The sequence below is a fragment of the Clostridium tanneri genome (genome assembly GCF_033659955.1).
GTDB lineage: Bacteria > Bacillota > Clostridia > Clostridiales > Clostridiaceae > Clostridium_AM > Clostridium_AM tanneri.
In genome coordinates this window covers 1-4,336 of the sequence record NZ_JARUJP010000049.1, presented here as the reverse complement: position 1 = coordinate 4,336, position 4,336 = coordinate 1, and the positions used below count along the sequence as shown (strand labels likewise).

Genomic DNA, 4,336 nt, shown 5'->3' with positions numbered 1-4,336 from the left:
GCAAGAAATAACTATAGGTTATTTCTTGCTTTTTTTATTATATTAAGACTTTCTTAAAGCAAAGCCTATATTTAAATTTAATAGATCAGGATTTTAGCATTATTTATTAAAATAGGAAATAAGACAAAAATAACAAATCTATTAGTGGAATAATTTAAAAGATATCATATACTGACAAGGTAATTAATTTATTGTAATGGAGTGATTGTTATAGGCAGTGGAAATAGTAGAGTAATACAAATGAGTGATTTGAAAAAAAGGATAAAAAATTCAAGTAGTAACAAGAAGCTTGATAAGAAAGTAAAGGCAGAAGAATTTTTTTTAAGAGCGTATTATTCTGTTAACTTAGTAGAAAAGATTAAGTTTTACTCTGCAGCAATAAATTTTAACTATAATTATATAGATGCTTATTTTAATAGAGGTAGTGCTTATAAAGATTTGAAAGATTATGATCTGGCAATAAGGGATTTTACAAAAGTTATAGAATTAAATTCTAATGATGAGGATGCATATAATAATAGAGCTGTTACTTATTATGCTAAAGAGGAGTATAATAAAGCTATTCAAGATTACAATAAGCTGCTGAAATTAAATACATTAAATGCAAATGCTTATTTTAATAGAGGATTAACTTATAGAAAACTAAATATGAGTGAAAAAGCATTGGATGACTTTAGTACAGCTATAGAACTGAATCCCAAGGATTGGGAAGCGTATTATAATAGGGGAATTATGCACTACATGAATAAAAATTATGAAAAAGCAATTTATGATTATAGCAAGACTATAATCATAAATGACACTTATGAGGATGCATACAACAATAGAGGTGTCGTATTTTATGTGATGCAGGAATATGAAAAAGCTATTGATGATTATATTAAAGTTATAAAATTAAATCCCCACAATAGAGATGTATATTTCAATATAGCATTAATATGTAAAGAAAAAAGTAAAATAAAAAGTTTTAAAAACTATACAGAAGACCCAAAGCTGATTCTTTAGTGTAAAGAAAACTAGGGGAAAATGCATAAAAGTCTTATACAAAAACAAAGGCCATTCATAAACAGGAAAATAAGTTTCCTTATATGCATGGCTTTTATTCATGAAAATTTATAAATATCCGTTTTGGAACACAATTTTTTAAACTATTGTTGAAGTTTTTTTGCTCTTACTAGCTTTGAAATAAAGCGAAAAGTTGTAGATGAAAGCATTATACCAAATGCAATTGCTCCTGCTACAGCTACCGTTTGCATTCCTTTTGAGTAAGCAGCTGAATAGTTTTGCTCTACTATGTAATTTATAGTATTATATGCTGTTATACCAGGTACAAGGGGAAATATTCCTGGTATTGAAAACTGGACTGCAGGAGTTTTAAGTTTTCGCGCCATTAACTCACTGTATACACCTACGATAAAAGATCCTGCAAAAGATGCAGAAACTGGGCTAACAGTATATTTATATACCATAAGATAGGTTATCCAACCAAAAACCCCACAAAAGCCGGTCCATATTATCTTTTTTCTGTCAATATTAAAAAGTATAACAGGGAATATACTTCCGAAAAATGCTAATACTATTTGTTTCATCATAATTTTACACCTACCCCAATAGCCAATGCTGCGCCAATACCTGCGCCTACAGCAGTTATAACAAGCATTGATTCACCGAATTTAGTCATTCCTGAATCAAAATCTCCATATATAATATCTTTAATTCCATTAGTAAGAGGTACTCCAGGTAATAATATCATTATTGCACCAGTTATAACATTTCCTTTGCTTACAAAGGGAAGTAGCTTTTGGGCGGCTAAACTTACGCCACCTATAATAAAACCTGAAAGGAAGAATTCAAAAAACTGAAAAAAACCAACATGGGATATTTTTTCCAACATAAAATATATACCCACACTGACAATTGCTGAAACAATTGAGTCATAGATTGTCCCATTAAAAAACAATGAATATACAAAAGAAGTCATACTTGCTGCAAAAATTCTAACAGGAAAGCTGAAATAGGGGGCTCCTTCTATATCCTTCAATATCTGTTTTGCTTCTTCATAGGAAATAGGGTTATGCTGAAGATTTCTAGAAAAAGAATTGATAAGCTCTATCCTATATAGATCTACCCGTCTTGTCCGAATCTTTTTTAACGAAGTTATTTTTTCATTATCACCATCTAAGAGCGAGATAAAAACTCCCTTAGCTGTTACCATGCATTCACATTGTAAGTTATAAGAACTACATATTCTTTCAATGGTTTCCTCAACTCTATAAGCTTCTGCACCATTACTTAAAAGCATATGACCTGCAGAAAGAGTAATCTCCAAAACTTGTTTAGCCTCCATATTATACTCCTTTATTAAAATAATATTATTTACAGCCAGTACTATTATATCATTTTTTGCGAGAATTTCTATTAGGTAAAGGAAGGCTAGAAAAATATTATTTAAAGTAAAAAAATCTCTAGTACAATAAGATATGTATCAGCATATATAGGATATAAACAAAGAAGCACTAGATTTTATCTCTAGTGCTTTTGTTTTAGTTATCTTTGCTTACTATAATAGGATGAATATTCTCTGACATAAGAGAATTTAACACCTCATTTGCAGGATAGTAATTATTTTTACCTTTTGGCGAACCATCTAAGTAATTAGAATTAATATTGAAGGAATCGTATATTTCAAAGTAGGTTTTACCATCCACAACTTTGTAACCTTTTATAATAACAGTATAGGCACTTCCATCAACTATATGGAAACGCCCAACTCTAGACTCTGAACTGTCATTATAATTTATATATTGTGGATTGAGATTAACTATAAGTATGTTTCCAGATTTAAGTTGTTTCTTTAATTCATCTTCGCTTATGTTATCACAAGAGCTATATTTTATATTTGAATCTTTTAAAGAAGAAGCAATATTATTCATGTTCCAAGCTAATACGTTACTTTCATATGTATCTCTTATATAGGCCACTGACTTATCCTGTGAAGGGTTTGTCCATTTAATAGCCATAGCTACAGCAGCAGGGCCAGAGTTTATAGCCGAATATTTTCCAGTGTCATTTTGGCCAATATACCAATCGAAGTTTTTATTATTACTTACAGATTCTGTTTCGTTATTGCCTAGTCCAAGTGAAGCAGCCTTCGATTTAATAGTAAAATCCATAGTTGAAGTATACTTTATCTTTATACCATCAGAACTTTCTATGTTATCTCCGATAATTAACTTGTAATTCTTTCCGTAGTTATAGCTAGTACTCCATGGAATAACAGTTACAGAGTAGTTATCTATTAAAACTTTAGTTGAAACAAAGCTACCATTGTTATCTATAACCTTAAATTCATTTTTATTACTTTCAGTGTCTTTAATTTTTCTATTAAATTTGATTTTCCACTGTTTAAGCTGATCTACGTCTTTTCTCTCGATGAAATTCTTGTATTGTGGAGTTTTCTCTTCTGTATTCAAGTTTGAATCTTCCTTTTGTGGATTACTGTCACTGGATGGATTCTTATCTAATGCTATATATTGTTTGGATACATATCCATAAGAAGAACCATATTTAATTTTATACCAATCACCTTTAGTCTCTAATATTTCTACTGATTCATCTAATTTTAAGCTTCCTATAATTTTTGCACCAGAATTAGATTCGTTTCTTACATTTAACCCTTGTTTAGATGATACAATACCATGCAGTGTAGCGGCTTTAACTGCATAAGAAGTACCTAATATAGAACAAGTAGCTATTGAGACTGAAAGAACAATTGATATTATTTTTTTACTTTTCATTAAAGTCATCTCCTCCTATCTTGAAAAGTTAATATGATTTACATTAATTTCTTACAACTATATATTAACACATATATGGTAAAAAGATTATAAATAAATCCTTAATTCTATAGAAGAGACTGCTGTTATTTGTAAAAAAGTATTTATAAAATATAGATTTTAGAAAAGACAAATTGTATAATCACTAAAATTCAGCAGGTTAAGTTATAAGGGAACTCCTTAACACTAATAGATGTCTATTTTAGTATATGTTAAATTGGAACAAACTGACTCTGGTGTATCATTAGGCAAAATATAAAGGAATAAAAAGAATGAATTAAATTGAATGGTTTAATTTAATCTAAGCTGTTATACCATTTATATTTTCAAATGATAAAGATGATAAGATAACATTCGTCGCTTAATGAGCGACAAATAAACAAAAAAACTTAATATCAAGATATTGTTGACATTAAGTAATTGTTTATGATATTATATAAAAGCTGTCAAGAAAGATTGAAAATAAAAAACATTAAAAATCTTATTGACAAAGCAAGATA

4 protein-coding genes are annotated in these 4,336 nt (G+C 29.0%); 1 reads left to right on the top strand and 3 read right to left on the bottom strand.

What is annotated here, in order from left to right:
* Positions 1 to 240 precede the first annotated feature (240 nt).
* Positions 241 to 1,005 (top strand): tetratricopeptide repeat protein, encoded by a 765-nt coding sequence (locus P8V03_RS18680; protein ID WP_318799326.1) that lies wholly within the window; start codon positions 241 to 243, stop codon positions 1,003 to 1,005.
* A gap of 143 nt (positions 1,006 to 1,148) precedes the next feature.
* Here P8V03_RS18680 and P8V03_RS18675 read toward each other — a convergent pair whose 3' ends face one another.
* The 3 genes from P8V03_RS18675 to P8V03_RS18665 all read right to left on the bottom strand — a co-directional run bounded on the left by P8V03_RS18675 (position 1,149) and on the right by P8V03_RS18665 (position 3,797).
* A complete protein-coding gene (locus P8V03_RS18675) occupies positions 1,149 to 1,592 on the bottom strand; it encodes a threonine/serine exporter family protein (protein ID WP_318799324.1) in 444 nt (147 codons plus the stop codon).
* A complete protein-coding gene (locus P8V03_RS18670; protein ID WP_318799322.1) occupies positions 1,589 to 2,347 on the bottom strand; it encodes a threonine/serine exporter family protein in 759 nt (252 codons plus the stop codon). Before P8V03_RS18670 ends, P8V03_RS18675 begins: the two co-directional genes overlap by 4 nt.
* Positions 2,348 to 2,543: 196 nt before the next feature.
* Positions 2,544 to 3,797, bottom strand: a complete 1,254-nt coding sequence (locus tag P8V03_RS18665; protein WP_318799320.1) for an SH3 domain-containing protein — start codon at positions 3,795 to 3,797, stop codon at positions 2,544 to 2,546.
* Between the last annotated feature and the right edge of the window lie 539 nt (positions 3,798 to 4,336).

Bases quoted from the DNA above. Each gene is read 5' to 3' on its own strand.
- P8V03_RS18670 (WP_318799322.1), bottom strand. From the start codon at position 2,347: ATGGAGGCTAAACAAGTTTTGGAGATTACTCTTTCTGCAGGTCATATG.
- P8V03_RS18675 (WP_318799324.1), bottom strand. From the start codon at position 1,592: ATGATGAAACAAATAGTATTAGCATTTTTCGGAAGTATATTCCCTGTT.
- P8V03_RS18680 (WP_318799326.1), top strand. From the start codon at position 241: ATGAGTGATTTGAAAAAAAGGATAAAAAATTCAAGTAGTAACAAGAAG.
- P8V03_RS18665 (WP_318799320.1), bottom strand. From the start codon at position 3,797: ATGAAAAGTAAAAAAATAATATCAATTGTTCTTTCAGTCTCAATAGCT.